This is a genomic window from Leptospiraceae bacterium (assembly GCA_016708435.1).
Lineage (GTDB): Bacteria > Spirochaetota > Leptospiria > Leptospirales > Leptospiraceae > UBA2033.
The window spans coordinates 56216-73146 of record JADJFV010000005.1 but is presented as its reverse complement, the minus strand read 5'-3'; the positions used below and the strand labels follow the sequence as shown (position 1 = coordinate 73146).

Below are 16931 nucleotides of genomic sequence, written 5' to 3'. Positions count from 1 at the left end.
AAATTTGGAAACGGCCAATTTTGTAAATGATCGCGACCATTTTGTAATTTAGAAACGGCCATTTTTTAATTTGGTCGCGACCAAATTCTAATTTAGAAACGACCAAATTTTTATTTGACCGCGGCCATTTTTTTTGTTTAGAAGGGAGGTTTTACTGATCCATGAGTCACAAGTATGAATCTCGAAATTACTTAAATAGTATAACCGACTAGACTGCTATTCGTATCCGTTGCTCAATCTCTGATTCTTTTAAGGAAGCCTTATCAGGACTAATATTGTTTAACAAAAGAGTTCCCTTTTCTTGCTCTATCCAGGCAAGTGTGTTTTCTGAAACAAGGAACTCTTCAAAGTTGCGGTATTTAACATTTTTTATGGACTTTTTAATCCACTTAAATAGATCCCCTGCAACTTTCAAAAAGACAGGATCTTTTTCTGTTAAATTACCATTATCCGCATAGAATTTTTTATTATAAAATATTCTACCCCTATAGAATTTATTATTAATAATTTCCGAGGGAATAAATTCTATAATAGAAGAAAAGGTTTCATTTACCGTAAAATAGTTTCGAGAGACTATATAATTTGCTTCAATTTTATCTTTGTCCTCTTTTCTAAAAATCAAATATCTATGAACCTTTATTTTTTTTTGGGAATGAATTAGAAGGGAAGGAACAAAATTCAATTTTTTATTAGGCATAGGCTCCGCAACAATCACAAGTCTTTGCGAGTCAATGTAATCGCTTATCTTTTGAATATCTTCTTCCATTAGATAAAAATTTATTTGAGAACTATTCATTATTTTTCCCTTTTATTATAACTATGAAAACTTACAGAAATATCCATCTCTTACGACCATAAGGATTAGGAACTTTCTTCTTTTCTTTCATTTAACTACTCTAGCATGACCAATAGCTATACCTAGTCAATAAAACTTCACTTCGTTCTCAGATATTTTTTGTTTAGAAAGAGGTCTTTACTGCGAAGACTAAGTATTGAAGCAAAAGTATTTGTAATAGCATAGTAAAAGAAATTTTTGACAGGATTTACAAGATTAACAGGATTTTACGTTTTATCATGATACAGTTTCACAGCTGCAGCAATGAGGATTTCTTTTTTCATTTCCTCTTTCGTTTTTCTCAAATCTCCAAAAAAAGAAATATTTGTTCGATTACTCAGTGGAATTGACTCTGTGTTTTTAACAGGGGAACTGTGGTCGTTTGTTTCTATTATTGGTAGTTGTGTGAGTCTGACAAGTATACGCAAACTGTGGCTAATATAATTTTGCCGGTTTTGGGTGAGCGAGAGGGACATTCCGAACGGCGGAGTGTAGTTCTCTCTCGTAAGTGGCTACTTGGAGTTATATGGTGGTTTATTTTTCCTACTCAGTTAGACAAGATACTTGTGATTTATCTTTACCCCATTCTCCATTAGAGTTATGAAAAAAAGAGATTCCTTTTCCTGTCTTCCTTTTATCATATTTGCTTATACAAAAAAAGAATACCTGCTTATTAAACCTTGCTCCATTAGAATATCCAGTATTAGGATTACCTATTTTACAAGCATCTTTATATCCTCGTTTTTCTTTTATTTCTATACCTTTTGTCAAATCACATTCTTTTAAGTCTGGAAAATAAGCATTATTTTCATAAATAAATTCTTCCAGTGCTTTATTTTCATTCTCTTTATCAATGGATTTTCTTTGATTCGATGCTTGCTTTTCTCGTTCCTCTACAATTTTTCTTTTCTTTTCTTCAATTTCTATCATCGTGAGAATTTGCTTATATTTTGGACTTGTTCCTGTAATATTATCATCTTTAAGTGAAATTGTTTCAGCTTTGACTTCTGTGTTTTTTAAATATATCGCATAATCCAAATTAACCTCTTTCTGGTTCATAAAGTAATCTAAAGATACAGTAAAAGATGAATTTGCAATTTTAATCTTTTTTTATTGTTGAGTAAAACATAATAACTTGCTTCTGAAAATTGATTAGGATTAAATTCATCTATTTCATTTTTACGTATTTCCTGTTCTTCATAGATTTTTTCACTATCTTTACTATTGACTTGAATTAAAGATTCGATATACCCGTAAACTAAGAACGGAATTGCCATGCCCATTGAGCCTACAGTATAAATTATTACTCCTGTCCAATAGTCGCCGGATTGACTTTTATCAAATTGTGTAATCTCTTTCTTTTTTATGTGATATGTTATTTGTTCTTTCTTAAATAATTTACCAACTAGGTCATTATTTACTACTTCTAAACTTACATCTATATCTGATTGCTCAATTGAGTAATCAAAAGTCTTATCTAGAATTTTTTTATCTAATTCGATTATCTCTTTCTTAGTAGGATAAGAAAGACATCCAATGAGAAATGGAAAGATTAGGGGAATTAATTTATTCATATTACTTCCATGTTATTTTCAAAATAACTATCTTCTCTCCTGAATGACGCTTATTGAGCACCTCCATTATTGCAGACTCACTCTTTCCCATAACGGTACCCTGCCAAGCTGACTGACTGGTAGGATTTAATTTTCCATGTTTGTATTGAACGTTAACGATAAATGACATTTTCTCTCCTATAAAACTACATCTAACGTTATCACACTATTGTAAAAAATAGAGGAAAAGTTTTTCCGCTTTGAAGTTTTTTTAATCGTCTGAATATTTTTTTAATGTATTCTGTAAAATATCTTTATAAAAGTCAACTTTGTCGGTTGGGGCTAATAGCAAACAATGCTCTCTGTAATTAAAAATTGCATTATAAAAATACCGATAATCCCAAGTCGTAATTTCTAAAATTACTTTATCACTATTCTCTTCAATCGTTTCAAATTCAGGGAAGTAAACATTACGGAAGTGTCTTAGAAATTTTTTCTTTAATTCTATTTTGTATGTTACGTATTCTTTTCCAAAGCGATAGTCTTTTGAATTCCGAAAATGTTTTAAATCAAGGTTATTTCTTTTACGCTCAGAATCATTGGCAAATTCAAAAATATCAGTATGAATTTCTGTAATACAACTCAAAACAAAATGTTTATAAATCTTATCATTACAGTCTTGTGCAATCAAGTTGAGATAAGGACGGCGACAGGAAACTCCGATTGGTATTATCCTCCGTCTTCTTTTTTTTGATGAATCTAAAATATTATCATAGGTCATCTCAACAGTCAATCCTAACCTAGATGCAAGATTAAAAAATACTATAACGAAAAGAGAATATTCTAAAAGTCCGTTTTCCTTTTGAACTTTAAAATAATTATCCAGAATATAATCACTATAATCCTCTGCATAATTCTCCAAATAAACCTTTGCAAGCCTTCGTATATTCTCTTCGTTCCCTTTAAAGTTTTGAATGATTTTCTTTTGAAAGTCTATTTTAATATAAAAAGGTTTCTCGCCTAACTTCTCTCTGTAATTCCTATATCTTCGGTCTAAATAATCTGTTCCATTTTCTTGTCTTTCCGACAAATCGTTGTAAGACTCTTCCAATATATTTATCATTAAATCAATCGGAACTTTCTTCTTTTCTGTTTCGGGGTTACTTATGAATTGCCACCCGAGGGCAAGTTGTTCTATGCCTCGGGTGATTTGTTCCTGAGTTGATAGATGGAGTTTAAGGGGCATTAATAGATTCTTTCAAATAAACTTGATATGACAAGCATGTATGCTTCAATTTTCGAAAATCAATGCTCCTCGTTCTCGAGTTTAGTAAAATTTTCTTTTTTTTTCCTAAAAAATCTTCAACTGTATTGTACTTATATTTTTTTGTGGAAACTTTTAATTTACTAAATTTTCCAATTATGTCAAAATGCGGATAACTTCTATTAAAACTATATCGAATTAAATCGATTAAATATATATTATTTATAGCGGAAAAGACAAGGCTTGCAGGCGAAGAACTTGAGCCAGTGTGTATCAATGAATTTCTTAATGTCTTCGAAGATAATATAAAATTATCCCATAAATTTTTAAAATGTTTTTTCTCTTCGGACTTATCTAGTCCATCTATAATAAACTGCTCACAATTTTTTCCGTACGCTTCTTGAAAACATATATTTGTTAATATATTTATGTTCTTTGCAGTATTATCCAAATATATATCAATACTTGTAGGGCTAATCTGATTTATTTTATAAGTATATTTTATAATTCTTTTTATGATTTGCTCCAATTTTATTTGAGATATAATTAAAGCCCCTTCATATAAATCTTCATCTAAACAATCTTTAACTAGTCTTAAATATTTTTTTAAAGTAATATCTCGAAAAATTACATCCTTATCTAGAATGTTTTTAAGTGCCATAGTTTCCGTCCCTTACTTAACTTTTACTAAGTTATATTTTAATTAATAATTGGCAATATTTCGACTAATAGAATAAAAATACTTTTGTGAGTTACTTGCATAGTTGCTGAAGCCTTATAAATTCTTCTTACTTTAAAGGAATAGTTTTCTTTAGAATAAGTGTCTGTATGAAAATTTAATATAGTTCTCGTTTTCTTGATTTTTTCCTTATGAGTATTGTTTATAATAACATCAATAATAGGTTCACCATTTATTTTTAATTCAGTTTTTGGTTTCCCATTCTTATCAATTATTCCATTTTGAATAACAATTAAAGAAAATCCTCTAGCCTTTTCATTGGCAAGTAGATAACTATTCACTTTTGTAAAATCATAATCAATATTACCTTCCCCTTCAAACAGTTTAATTTCAAATAAAAATTGCTCAGCATCCTTGGGGAGAATAAAATCATTAGATTTTCTATTTTCTAAACTATCATATGATTTTTTATTAGCATTCATATTACTATCATCTACGACAATAATGTCAACAGAAGGCATTCTACCACTTTTTTTAATATTTCCATCGAATGTATTTTTATCATCACTGCCAGAACGTTTTGGTAACTTGAATCCATCTAACATTTTTTCAAATGGAAATTCTGCCAGAACAATCTGAGTGCTTTTCTTGTGCGAGTTTAAGAGAGTATACAATTCCGACGTTATAAAGCCTTCGCTAAAATGATACCTCCAATACATTTGTTTTTTATATCCTATACAATATGCTAACCCTTGTAAAGCAGGATTAACCCAATTCGGAATATTTTTAAATTCTAGTTTCATAAATGTCTCCTATTTAAAACTTCTTTAAAAGATGTCTTACTAATCATCCAGATATCACCAATAAATGTCAAGAGTATAACCTACAGATATATTATTTTCAGATAAAAAACATCAGTATTACCAATATGCAATCATACAAGTTTGAGCCAATACATAAGAAGACTAGCATCAACAAGCAACCGCACTGATCCTTCTGCCTTCCTTCGTGCCCTTAGAAGTAAAAATTTTTTCCTTTCTTTGCCAAATAGATTTCTCACGATGATGCATGTTCGAAATGACGGGAGTAAATTCTTTTATAAGTTGAGATTCCCGACTGAAAATTTCGGGATGACAGGCTATATTTATCTAAAACCCCACATACCCAATATCATAGATGATTTCGGAACCTCTTCATTCTTTTCTTTCGGTAAAACCATGAAATCTTAGTCTGAATACTTCTAGATCCCCTCACGATGAACCTATTCAAGGCGACATCTTAAGATAACTTGGAATTTGTTTTTAACTCAATGCTTCTATCTGAGGGTCGAAGCATTGTGGTTAGAGCATTCTGAGTTGAATCTAGATTTACAGATTCTTAAGGTTTAATTTTACCTATGAACTTTAAATCGTCTTTGTTGAATATGCGGATATCGACTGCATTACCGGTTTCTGCTTTGCCGGTTACGTAGATTTTTTTTCCGTAGAAGGTTAGGTTAGAATCTGGATTGATTTCTCTGTCAGAGCGGATAAGGCGACGAAGCCCCTTGTCGAACTTAGAAATATAATAGCTACCCTTTTCAAATTCAAAGGCATAGAGTTCATCTCCAATAATTTCGATTATCGTTCTTGAAAAAACATTAGATGTCGACTTCCCGTTTTCTTTTAAGTCTTTTTTGTTGATAAGATAAAGTTGGTGCTCGTCTTTGTGTCCGTCTTTAAATCCGACTACTACGATATTACCCCCAAACTCTTTGAACTGACGACTGCAAATCTTATTGAAATCACTTTTTAGGACTGCATCATCTTTTTCTGGATCAATCAGATGTAGCTCGCTATTAAAATGTCCTTCTGCTGTATCGTATTTCACCACTTTTAAGAATACAATCTTACCATCAATGACGTTAGGCGAAAACTCTTTCTTTTTGTTTTCGACTTCAATCTTCTTGGCTAATTCCTGTTTAACGACAGCCAATTCTTTTTCTATTTTCTTTACATCTACAGTTGGCTCTTTTTTAATTTCAGGAGCTTTCTCAATTGGCTTTTCTGTTTTCACAACGGCTGTTTCTTTTGCCACAGGTTGCACAGGAGTAGTCTTCACAGGCTCTACTGGATTGTTCTTTACAACTTCTCTTGGAGGCTCAGGCTTTGGCTCTGTTTTTTTGACTTCTACAATTTCTTTTTTAGGCTCTATGATTTCTTTCTTAATTTCAGGAGGATTCTTTGCTTCAACATCTTTCTCTTTGAGAGCAATCTTTTCTTCTTTGACTTTTAGCTCTTCTTTTTTTTCCTCTAGGAGTTTTTTCTCTTCGATGATTTTTTCTTTTACGACCTCAGCAAATTTCTTTTTTTCTTCTGCGCCGTTTTTCTTTTCATCAATGATCTTATTTACTTCATTGCCTAATTCATCGAGGGTAACATCGATTTCGTTTTCTTTGAGTGCATTTGCTTCGAGAGGAATTACGATTTGTGTTCTCCCTGCCCATTCTTTATAAGTCTTTCCAATTCCTGTGCTATTCACTTTTAGAGTGTCTAGTAAATTAGAAGTATACTTTGTCTTGAAATAGCTTTTCTCATTTCTATGCATTGCATTATAATAGAGAACATAGAGAGCGATGATATCTGCTTTCTCTTCACCGTAACCAAACGAATTAGAAATATAAGAAGCAAGGATTCGGTAGACCGAGTTGATATGACCGAAACTGGAATCTGATTCTAGAGAAATAATATCTCCTCCGAACATTCCGTTCTTATCCGCCAAAATACGACGCACAGAAACATTTTTATAATCGTGCACCTGTGTAGGCTCAGATTCGATTAACTCGGAAAGCTTTTTCCCGATTGTATCATTTTGCCTTTTAACATTCTCTGCTGCCCTAGCATTGGATCTATTGGTAAAACGGATTCTTTCTGAATCACGAATCTCACCTTCACCTAGTTTTGCTTTTTCTTGGGCAAACAAAGACAGGGACGAGAGGAGCACTAAGGACGAAAAAAACTTCACAACTGAATTCATAAATTACACTTCCTACAAATGTTAGGGGCAAAGCAATAACAAAACCGCCGAATTCCCTACTTTAGAATGTCGGATTTGAAAAGTAAAAGATTGATTTTGGAGGAAATATTTATTTGATTTCAAACCTAGTTAAAAAATTCTATATCTATGAACCCTACAAAAGTGAAAGTTTACAATTTTAACGCAGGTCCGGCGATGCTTCCTGCCCCCGTGATGGAATTAGCCCAGAAAGAATTTCTAGATTATATGGGAACGGGAATGTCTATCATGGAAATGAGTCACCGCGGATACCATTTTGACGAAATTCTAACAAGTGCTGAGAAAACTCTGAGAGAACTTCTTTCCATTCCAGAAAACTATTCCGTTCTATTTTATCCAGGGGGGGCTACTCTTCAATTTTCCGCAGTTCCTTTGAATCTACTTCGTAAGGGTGAGACTGCTGATTTTTCTATCACTGGTGTTTGGGCAAACAAGGCAGAGCAAGAAGCAAAGAAATTGGGTTTTAACACCAACATCATCTACGACGATAAAGCAAACAATTATACACTCGTCCCAAATCTAAACGATAGCAATATCAGCGCCAACGCAAAGTATCTACACATCACGTCTAACAATACCATTTATGGAACTCGCTATAAAACATTACCAAAGATTAAAAAAGTCCCTGTCGTTGCTGATATGACGAGTGATTTGCTTTCTAGAAAGATCAATGTAAGTGATTTTGGTATCATCTTTGCGGGTGCACAAAAAAATATCGGACCTTCCGGCTTAACGATAGTAATCGCTAGAAATGATTTAATCGAAGGGGTTAAGGAGCCTATGCCGGTGCTTCTCAACTATTCTACCATTGCCAAGAATAAATCTCTCTACAATACTCCACCTACCTACTCCATCTACATCGCCAAGCTAGTCTTTGATTGGTGTAAGAAGATGGGTGGAATCGACGCAATCGAAGACATGAATGAAAATAAAGCGCGCACTCTCTATAACTTTCTCGACAAATCAAGATTATACTCTTGCCCTGTTAAAGGGGATCATCGCTCTTCTATGAATGTGGTCTTTCATTTGAAAGATAAATCTTTAGAAAAAGAATTTACCTTCTCTAGTGAAAGAAGAGGCTTACATGGACTACCCGGTCATAGAGACGCAGGTGGATTTAGAGCTTCGATTTATAATGCAATGCCGCCGGAAGGCGTAAATGCATTGATTGAATTTCTAATCGAATTCGAAAACAAACATTGATTTCATTACTATAAAGGATTGCCATGGTTCGATAAAACTCACCACAGGCGCCGGCACTGAGACACAGAGAGATTTAAAGAGAGTCTTCTTCACTGAATATTATTTTTTTCGTAATTGAGGTTTTTTTTGATTTATTTACAGTATGTTCTTTGGAGTCCCGTTTTTCCACTGGCTCTCTTTCATGCGACGCACCTAAATAAAATCGAAACAACCAATCCTCCCCTCAGTGCCTGGGACTGTGTAAAAGGAAATATTTCACCGCCGATGATATTCTGGATTTGAAAATTCTTCGTGCTCTTCGTGGTTAAAAAAATACTTTCTACACAGTCTCTTAAACTTTTTTTTAAAAATGAATTGTAACTTTTATTGTAACATATTAAGTAGGAAAAAAGAGGTTATTTATGAAACATATTTATACAATCATCATCTTAACAATTGCAATGGGAGTAGCTACTTGCAATAAGCCAAAAGAAACTGCAACCAAAGGAAATCTTATCTTTGTCATTGGCAAGGTAGAAATCACAAACCAATCAGGCACTGTTGCGGCTAAGAAGGATTCTCCTATTGGAGAAGGCGATACGATTAAGACAGGCGAAAAGTCAGTAGCTATTATTCAGTTCGAAAACGATTCCGCGTCTGTTGAGATTCAAGAGAATGCTGAATTTAGCATTAACAAATTCAACGAGAAAGAGCAAGAGCTAGCCTCCACCAAAGGCAACTTCTGGATTAAAGCTAAAAAGCGAAACAAAGATTCCAATTTCAATGTTGTAATGCCTACTTCCGTAGCCGGTATCCGCGGAACTAGTTTCTACTCCTTCGAAGTTAAGGAAGAGGGAATACACGGTATTTGCCACTGTCAGGGAGCCGTTGACTTTCAGGACAAAGTCACAAACTACCATGGAAGTCATAACACCGACTACTCAGTATTAACCAAAGATGGAAAGACAATCACAATGACACCCGAAGACTTTAAAGCTGCCGGTGTAAAGTTTGATTCTATTGAGCATAAGCACAGCGTAATAGACAACAGCCCTCTCGGAAAAAAGGGAAGCCTCACCGACGAACAACATATGAAACTTAGAAAAATCGCTTTAAAGAAATTCGCAGAGCTTTAATTTTAAAGAATCATTAACTACAAAAGAGTCATTTACATTTAAAGATTTTTTAACCACGAAGAGCGCGAAGATCACGAAGGAATAATTCCATTACCTTAGAAATTTTTCGCGTTTGAAGTATAGATGTTCAAGCTAGAGTAGACTTTGAAAATTTTATCTTGTAAATTCCGCCCGCTTACTCCCAGCAGCCGAGCTATGTCTAGGAAATTTCTTTCACCCGAAACCAAAATTGTATATACCCTCTTTTTCTCTGAGCCTCGGTGGCTCTGTGGCTAATCTATTTTATCCACTAACCTTTACGGGCAGATATTTTTTGTTCTACTTTATAGCTATGATGAATGGGGTGAATGATGATTAGATACAAGACTTCTCTAAGCGAAAGCATTCCCATTGTGGGATGAGGCATAGAATACTTATCATAATCCTCTTCTGGAATACTTTGCACTACTTCTTTTAGTTCCGTGCAAACCTTATCCCATTTTGTCATTAAGTCCGCGATTTGCTTTTTATAATCCTTTGGTGGTATGGAGGCAGGCACTAAGGGACCTAGATAAATGGATTTATCACTTCCAATATAATCAGTTTGTAGAGTTTTAAAATCTCTCTGTGATTCTCTTTTACCAAAGATTAAAAAAAGAAATTTAGGCAATTGAAGTAAAAGCACTCCTCCTTTTGCAATGTCTCCTAGATGAGACAAATTCTGAGCAGGCGACCAACCACCCAATCCATCATGAAAAAAAAGTTCCGGGCTAATCTCTCTATAAAAAGATTTTACCTTTTGATTGATATCATCCATCGAAGCAAGTATCTCCGACTTGCTATAAGGATTTTTATTTTCTAATTGTAACATTTTACTTTTCCTTTTTTTAAAACAATGCCAACTCTACCTTTTTTTATTTTCGATATTTTACATAGTATTTTTCTTGGATGAAACCAAGCAATTGCCGGAATAGCTTTTCATCTCTCCAAACATCATCTGGAACTTTCTTGAGTTCAATACTTCCAATTGCTTGTTTAAAGTTATCCGGTCCTTCTGTATTTTTATCGTAACCATTCTTATCAGAGGTTTGAATCTGACCGGACATACCCAGATTTCCTTTTTCGTCCATAGCTAAAATTCGAACAGGACGTTTTTTATAGGAGTTAATGGAAAATTCTTTTTCTTTACTAGAACGAGAAAAAAATCCTCTCACATCTAAAACGATTACTGTTAAATCAATGTTTTGCCCGACGGGATTTTTGCTATCGTCTATCGTTCCTTTGAGACAGGTGTGTTGTAATTCAGGAAAGGCAAAGTTCCAGTAGCCGGGCTTGTCGATAATTGCAATTCTTACTCCTACAATCTTACGTCCTTCTAGATTGTTTTTATCAATAGTTCCTGCATCTATGCGATCATTATTGGAAAGAGAAGATTTCAAATTCCAAATTCCGCTTTCATCCATATGGTAGAGACTAAAACTCTCCTTGGGGCTAACATCTGGAAACTGCACTTCGATAGATTTGCCCGGGGCAAGCTGAACTTTATTCTCTCCCTGTTTGTATTCTATCTTAAACATTCCACCCGAAATCAAATACAATTCTTTACCATACTTGCTATAATAGACTAGCCCTATGCCGGAGGTAAGAAAATCTAGCTCGTCAATGACTTCTGTGACAGTCACGGTGACAGATCCTTCTACCGGCTTACCTGTATTATCCACAAAGGCATTTTCGGGAATAGCAAAACGAGTTCCCCTATTTCCTAATAGATCCGCTTTCTTAATCGGGTCTATGTCAAACTTTTGTTCTTTAGGTGCGAAGTTTTTAATCTGAGGACTAGATTCTGTTTTGTCCATACGAACTTTGTCTTTTAAAACGCTCTCTGTCACTACGTTTTTACTGTCTGCATAGTTTAGAATTCCAAATTCAGTGACTTTAAAATTTCGTCCTACTTGAGCAGCTAAATCCGCAGACAGGATAATCATGATTAACCAAATAGAATTCCATTTCATAGCTTTGAATCCTGCCTTACTAGTTTTTTTAGTTCCCCGGTTTTAGGATTATCAGGAGAAATCTTGTCCGCCATTTTTAAATCAAGAAATGCATTGATATAATCACCTTTCTTATAATAGACAATCGCCCTGTGGTAATGCAAATCATAGGATTCTGGATTGATCAATAATCCACGATTGAGGTGAATAAGTGCAGAATTGTATTCTTCTTTCATATAGTGTGCAATTCCAAGATACAATTCAGCGACAAACATAGAAGTATTCTCTCTCAGAACATCTTTTAAAATTCCTTTCGCCTCTGCATATTTTTTTGTTTTAATCAAGAAGACTCCGTAGTTTACTTTTACAATTGGATTTTCAGAAGAAAGTTTGAGTGCCATTTTATGAGCCTCTTCTGCTTTATCGTATTTTTTTACAATTAAGTAAGCTTGCGCCAAATTGGAATAAACCATTGCGGACTTACGGTTTAAGTAAATAGATTTTTCAAATTCATCAATTGCTTGTTGGTAATTTCCCATAGAGAGATAAGTAATTGCAAGTTCATTGAAACAATCGTGAGTATTCAGCACATTGCAAATGCGAGTATAAACACGCACTGCATCTTCGTATGCATTTTTATCTAAGTATAATTTTGCGAGAAGCATTTCTGATTCAATATCACTTGTATAATTCGAATTCATCAGAGTCTCAATTGCTTCATCAAAACGACCTGCCTCTCTTAGTTTGCGAATCGGTTCTAGATTATCCGCGTATACCCCAATAGAAAAGTAGATTGTAAGGAAAAATACTAAAAATAATTTCATGACTCACTCGATTATTTCTAACTCAGCATAATATCCACTGTAAGAGCGAATATTAATTACACCTTTTTCAAAGAGCAGATACTGCCCCTTAACCCCCACAAGAGTATCTTCAATTGGTTTTGTCTTATCTGGTTTATAAGAAACTTTCTTAGAAGGATAGCTTGCAATCGGATATTTTATCTCGGTGAGAGTTGGATTTTTAATTATTGTAAAATCTTTCACAAGCTCTTTTAGATTTATCTTAGCTAGTAATTCTTCTTTTTTAAAAACAAATCAATCGGAGTTGAATCTCCGCCAATCATCTTCTGCCAGGAAGTCTTATCGGCAACATACTTTGCTAAACTGCTTTCTACAATTCCTGAATCTCTTCTGGATAAAAATTCAATTACAGGCAAAGCATACATGGCTCCTTGATCGACCCATCTTTTAGAAACGGGGTTTTCTTTTGTTATCCCCACTTTCACTCCACTCGTATTGGCGAGATAGAGTGTATGCTTTTTAAAACAATTCGCCAGTCCCCATTCTGGCTCTCTACAAGTTCCTAGATGATGATGACATGTTTCGGGTTTAAGGATACACATATCATTACTCGCAAGATTTAAAAAGCAAGTATAACAAGACCCCTGTGCAAAGCTTTTCTTAGTAACCTTCCCGCAATCTACACAGCGAATTTCTTCGGTAAAGGAGAGTCTTAGTTTTTTCCCGAGAAGTGAGTTCATTGTAAACTCACTTCTTTTTTCTGTTGCTTCTGCCTTTTGTGTTTTCTTCGATACACTGTCATACTCTGCCATGACAAAGTGGTAGGTAACAGGAAGTAACCCATCATGCTTCATCATTCGCAAGAAACCTTTCATTAGAAATCAATCCTTTTAGAAAAACTAACTTCTTTGTTCTTGTCAAATTTAACAAGTAGAATGGATACCAGTGTCTCTTCTCCTTTCTTGCCTGTCCATTTGAAAAGAATTAATTGGTCTTTGTAGGTATAATGAGAAATATAATTATTCTTTAAATAGAATACCTGGAGCATGTCTTCATTGACAGTTCCGTCAGAGCTCTGGTCTTCACCGACTAAGAATACTTTGCCGCCAATAAGGTTTTTCTCTTTGGAAATGCGAATTCCAATTCTTCCCCCTGCTCCAGCTTCACTGTTTACATCTTCTACGCTTTTTTTAATAGAATGTTCATCGGAAAGAAAGCTACAGGGAAATTGTCCGGGTAAATCAGGAAATGCTTCCTGGCACATCGAATAAGGAACCGTAACTTCTTTCGCATAATTGTATTTTGCCGTTAGAGTTTTTTTTACTTTGTCGTAGTCAAATTCTTTGAATGCTTTTTCTCGGTCTGTCTTTGAAAGCTTGACCCATTTTGATTCAGCACCTAAGTTAGCAGTTAGAAGTAAAAGAATTGTTAAGAAAAAAGAATTTTTTACAATACTTTTGATTTTTTTCATGTTAGTCATTATCCTCTCCGTTTAGTAGATATAATATTTTTTTATTTTTTTAGCAAATGCTTCTTCTACACTTGCGAAGGTTGCATGAAATTCTTCGTAGGTAAGATTTGCATCGATTGCTTTTCTAAATCCATCGTTTCCCCAGAGATTGTCGATAAAGAATTTCTCTCCACCGCCATTCCATTTGAAATCACGTTTATAATTTTCCTTCAACAATTTAATTAGATTGTATGCTAATCTTATCGGATTATAATTCAAATTCACAACAGTCATACGAAGTCCACGGCAAATTTTATCCTTATAGGGACCAAAAGCAGGTTTAAAGAAAACAGGCTGAAAGTAATAATCATTCCCTGAATCTGTATGGAGTAGACTAGAGAATTCCTCTGAATCTTTAAACCAAGGAGCACCAAAGTAAACAAAGGGAGCTTGTGTTCCACGTCCGACAGAAATATTAATTCCTTCTAAAAAAACTAGAGCTAGATAATTGCGAGCAGAGTCTAGATTGGGTAAATTAGGCGATGGAGTATTCCAGACAAGACCGGTTTTTTCAAATCGCATTCCTCTTGTATAATTTTCCATTGGAATGACAGTCAAATCAATTCTGTTCTGTAAATATTCTGCGTTATAATACTTTGCAGATTCACCAAGTGTAAGCCCCGTAAAAAAAAGAAGGGGGAAGTCAGCGGCAAAGTTCTCGTAACCGCCTTTCAACTCAGAGCCACTCGTAGCGATTTCCATTCCAGGACTTACATGATCGAGTAGCACAAATTGAATTTTATTGTCTGGAATTTGATCCATGATTCGTTTTAAGACTGTGAGGTATGTATAACAACGCATTCCCATATCCTGAACGTCAAATACAACGGCATCTACTCCACTGAGCAATAGTTGAATATCACTTGGTTTTAATTTGTAAATATGATAGATGGGAACATTGAAGGTGGAATCAATCGTAACCGGTGTAGAGCTAAAATCTTCATCGAGTCCCAAGAATCCATGCTCCAATCCAATTAAATATTGGAGACGAATTTCATATTCGGAGAAAGTCTGCATTAGCCGCTCGGGATTGTTCCCAATGCCGGACGGATTTGTGACTAGAAGAATTTTTTTCTTGGCAAGTGTAGGCAATACCTCTTTGAAGAACTTTACACTAGAGGGTTTTATATCAATGGCACTTGGATGCTTACGAATAATACTTTCATCATTCGATGATCTACATGCCAATAACCCAATTAAAAAGAATAAAACTAATTTCTGATTCATAGGACTCACTTTGATTTGTTCTAAATGATTCCATAGAATTATAGGGATAAGAATTAGAAAGCAGTTTTATTTACTCAATCCAATGCGTTCTAATTAGGAGAAATGTTTTAAAGATTACCACCGATGAACACCAATAAAAAAACGATAAAAAATGATGTGGACTCAAACTAAGTGTCATCCCAGAGTTTCTACCCATCGCTCTCGCTCTCAAGTGATTGAGATTCTAGGCAGAAAACGAAACTCAATGTTTCTCTCTAAGGGTCGAAGCATAATGGAAATGACAATCTATCGTATCTTTTATCGGTGACCTCGGTGATAGTCTTTTAAATTTATTATTTTCCGACGAGAGCTGTGGTAAGGGCTGGTTGGTCAATTTTTCCGAACCAGATAGACCAGGTTGCTTTCATGAAATCAGAGCCTGCAACAGTAGATGTTTTCCCGGCATAATTGCATGTAACGCTTTTAGATGTAGCGTTATACGAAATAGTGATGGTGTCATTTTCTTTCAGGTCTCCAGTCAAAACACTACTAAAGCTATCTTGGTTTGCTTTGTTAGAATAACCATTAAGCGCATAAGCATCATTAATCGCAGAAACAATTTTTGCCGAATCCACATCCCGTTTCATCTTCAAAATAAACTTTTTATCTGTTTCCGCGTTGATAAATTCTGCGGCTGCTCGATTTTCTGGAACATCTTTCATCTGGTGAGTAATTGCATACACGTTCACACTAACAAAAGCTATTTTCTTTACTCTGATACCTGAGCCTGTTGTTGTAAAATTTGCCGCTTGAGCGGAAACTTCCATTCCCAAAACCAAAAGGGAAATTCCTAATACGATTGAACTAATCATTTTTTTCATTGAATCCTCCGTTGACTTAAACTTAGACAAGTATTCAATAGAAAGAGAAAAAAAAATACTCAAAAATGTTCCTCCCAATGAAAAAATTTCGAATCTGTATTGAGTGCCTATAAGTGAAGTATACTGACAGCATTAATCTCTAGAATACTATCAAAGATACTCAAAAATCGTTTTTCAGTATCTTTGATAGTAAACATGACAGTATCATTGATAGTATATTTGATACGAAGGATAGTAAAGGGCAAATAATACCACTTAACGTTGACTAGAATTATGTGAACGGAATTCGTCCTGATCTATCCAGTGAAAATCTTGTCAGCAATGATAAGTTTCGGGAAATATATAATAGATTGTAGAAATTACCACGAATGAACACGGATAACACCGATTTAACTCTCAATTCTGTGTTTTCCATAGATTATTCACGATTCGTATTAGATGGACATCCCCCTGCTTCAAGTATATTATTCTTCTCTAAAAATCTACGAAAGTCATTGGATGTACAATCAGTTGGATCATTACTAAATGTATTTGCATAAAGTAAGCATAAAAATTAAAGTATTGTTTGAATATAAATCAGAATTAGAATTTTTATCGTACGCTTTAGATGGTGTTGTATAAATATAGGTGCGGATGCAGGTATCATAAAACACGCTCCGCTTTAATATTGGTCCAGGCTTTGAAGGGAAAAATCCACAGTTTATGAAACAAAGCAGGATAATTAGGACTAGTTCTTTTATATTACGAAAACGTTTTTCAATGTTTCTTTCGGGCTTTTCTAACTGCTTTAATTTTTTTCTATTTCACCTGCCATATGCTGCCCTTACAACTGCAATCCTAGTAATGTATGCAATCTTA

General features: G+C 34.4%; 16 protein-coding genes and 1 pseudogene. 2 read left to right on the top strand and 15 right to left on the bottom strand.

All coding sequences use genetic code 11. The features are described from left to right. Positions 1 to 208: 208 nt before the first annotated feature. The 8 genes from IPH52_10330 to IPH52_10295 all read right to left on the bottom strand — a co-directional run bounded on the left by IPH52_10330 (position 209) and on the right by IPH52_10295 (position 7346). Entirely contained in the window at positions 209 to 796 is a 588-nt protein-coding gene (locus tag IPH52_10330) for a hypothetical protein (protein ID MBK7055435.1), read from the bottom strand. Between the two features lie 582 nt (positions 797 to 1378). Then, entirely contained in the window at positions 1379 to 1894 is a 516-nt protein-coding gene (locus IPH52_10325) for a hypothetical protein (GenBank protein MBK7055434.1), read from the bottom strand. A gap of 8 nt (positions 1895 to 1902) precedes the next feature. Further along, the gene (locus tag IPH52_10320; GenBank protein MBK7055433.1) at positions 1903 to 2409 is read right to left on the bottom strand and encodes a hypothetical protein; all 507 of its coding nucleotides are present in this window, start codon (positions 2407 to 2409) and stop codon (positions 1903 to 1905) included. Between the two features lies 1 nt (position 2410). Continuing rightward, entirely contained in the window at positions 2411 to 2578 is a 168-nt protein-coding gene (locus tag IPH52_10315; GenBank protein MBK7055432.1) for a hypothetical protein, read from the bottom strand. A gap of 81 nt (positions 2579 to 2659) precedes the next feature. Beyond that, entirely contained in the window at positions 2660 to 3634 is a 975-nt protein-coding gene (locus IPH52_10310; GenBank protein ID MBK7055431.1) for a WYL domain-containing protein, read from the bottom strand. Continuing rightward, a complete protein-coding gene (locus tag IPH52_10305; protein ID MBK7055430.1) occupies positions 3624 to 4313 on the bottom strand; it encodes a hypothetical protein in 690 nt (229 codons plus the stop codon). Before IPH52_10305 ends, IPH52_10310 begins: the two co-directional genes overlap by 11 nt. Positions 4314 to 4351: 38 nt before the next feature. Then, positions 4352 to 5134, bottom strand: coding sequence for a hypothetical protein (locus IPH52_10300; protein MBK7055429.1), 783 nt, complete (start codon positions 5132 to 5134; stop codon positions 4352 to 4354). Between the two features lie 574 nt (positions 5135 to 5708). Beyond that, positions 5709 to 7346, bottom strand: a complete 1638-nt coding sequence (locus IPH52_10295) for a hypothetical protein (protein ID MBK7055428.1) — start codon at positions 7344 to 7346, stop codon at positions 5709 to 5711. Positions 7347 to 7493: 147 nt separating this feature from the next. On the opposite strand from IPH52_10295, the gene serC reads away from it, so the two are divergent. After that, positions 7494 to 8588, top strand: a complete 1095-nt coding sequence (gene serC / locus IPH52_10290) for a 3-phosphoserine/phosphohydroxythreonine transaminase (protein MBK7055427.1) — start codon at positions 7494 to 7496, stop codon at positions 8586 to 8588. A 401-nt stretch (positions 8589 to 8989) separates the two neighbouring features. Further along, positions 8990 to 9703, top strand: coding sequence for a FecR domain-containing protein (locus IPH52_10285; protein ID MBK7055426.1), 714 nt, complete (start codon positions 8990 to 8992; stop codon positions 9701 to 9703). Between the two features lie 289 nt (positions 9704 to 9992). Here IPH52_10285 and IPH52_10280 read toward each other — a convergent pair whose 3' ends face one another. The 7 genes and pseudogenes from IPH52_10280 to IPH52_10250 all read right to left on the bottom strand — a co-directional run bounded on the left by IPH52_10280 (position 9993) and on the right by IPH52_10250 (position 16136). After that, positions 9993 to 10553 (bottom strand): DinB family protein, encoded by a 561-nt coding sequence (locus tag IPH52_10280; protein ID MBK7055425.1) that lies wholly within the window; start codon positions 10551 to 10553, stop codon positions 9993 to 9995. A 43-nt stretch (positions 10554 to 10596) separates the two neighbouring features. Beyond that, on the bottom strand, positions 10597 to 11694 hold the full coding sequence (locus tag IPH52_10275) for a hypothetical protein (protein MBK7055424.1): 1098 nt from the start codon (positions 11692 to 11694) through the stop codon (positions 10597 to 10599). Continuing rightward, entirely contained in the window at positions 11691 to 12497 is an 807-nt protein-coding gene (locus tag IPH52_10270; protein MBK7055423.1) for a tetratricopeptide repeat protein, read from the bottom strand. Before IPH52_10270 ends, IPH52_10275 begins: the two co-directional genes overlap by 4 nt. A 3-nt stretch (positions 12498 to 12500) precedes the next feature. Beyond that, positions 12501 to 13351: pseudogene (locus IPH52_10265) on the bottom strand (DUF2797 domain-containing protein). Then, positions 13351 to 13947: a hypothetical protein gene (locus IPH52_10260; protein ID MBK7055422.1), complete on the bottom strand. Its 597-nt coding sequence runs from the start codon at positions 13945 to 13947 to the stop codon at positions 13351 to 13353. Before IPH52_10260 ends, IPH52_10265 begins: the two are co-directional and overlap by 1 nt. Positions 13948 to 13968: 21 nt before the next feature. Beyond that, positions 13969 to 15213, bottom strand: coding sequence for a DUF1343 domain-containing protein (locus IPH52_10255; GenBank protein MBK7055421.1), 1245 nt, complete (start codon positions 15211 to 15213; stop codon positions 13969 to 13971). 332 nt (positions 15214 to 15545) lie between these two features. Continuing rightward, entirely contained in the window at positions 15546 to 16136 is a 591-nt protein-coding gene (locus IPH52_10250; protein ID MBK7055420.1) for a chalcone isomerase family protein, read from the bottom strand. Positions 16137 to 16931: the final 795 nt, after the last annotated feature.